Source organism: Aliiroseovarius sp. PTFE2010, from assembly GCF_049943335.1.
GTDB lineage: Bacteria > Pseudomonadota > Alphaproteobacteria > Rhodobacterales > Rhodobacteraceae > JBNFVY01.
Map to the genome: position 1 here is coordinate 1 of NZ_JBNFVY010000038.1, position 623 is coordinate 623.

Annotated in this window: 1 protein-coding gene; it reads left to right on the forward strand. The window is 65.5% G+C overall.

Going from position 1 to position 623, the window contains the following annotated elements; all coding sequences use genetic code 11:
• Positions 1-623 (forward strand): biotin carboxylase N-terminal domain-containing protein (locus tag ACP2AV_RS15670; protein WP_426373703.1); only part of this gene is annotated, 623 nt, incomplete at both ends.

The window sequence follows — 623 nt, forward strand, 5'->3', positions numbered from 1 at the left end:
ACGCCGGTGGCGGCCTATCTGGACATTGCGCAGATTGTCGATGTGGCGCAGCGGATCGGCGCGGATGCGGTGCATCCGGGCTATGGCTTTCTGTCGGAAAACGCGGCCTTCGTGGCCGCCCTGGAAAAGGCCGGCGTGACCTTCGTCGGCCCCACATCCGAAGTGATCGACCTGATGGGCGACAAGGTGCGCGCGCGCGCCTTTGTTGAAGAGCGCGGCTTTCCGGTTGCCCCATCGGCGATCGAAGACGACGACCCGGCCACCTTTGTCGAACGCGCACGCGCGGTTGGCTATCCGCTGCTGATCAAACCCTCGGCGGGGGGCGGCGGCAAGGGGATGCGCGTCGTGCGCGAAGACAGCACCCTGGAGGCCGAAATCGACACTGCCCGCCGCGAGGGCGAGCGCTATTTCGGCGACGGCCGTCTGTTCGTCGAACGCTATATCGAACGCCCGCGCCATATCGAAGTGCAGGTGATGGGCGACGGGCAGGGCAACGTGGTGCATTTCTGGGAACGCGAATGCTCGATCCAGCGCCGGTTCCAGAAGATCATCGAAGAAACGCCGTCCCCGGCGCTGACGCCCAAGCAACGCGACGAGATCTGCGAAACCGCCGCCGGGATTGC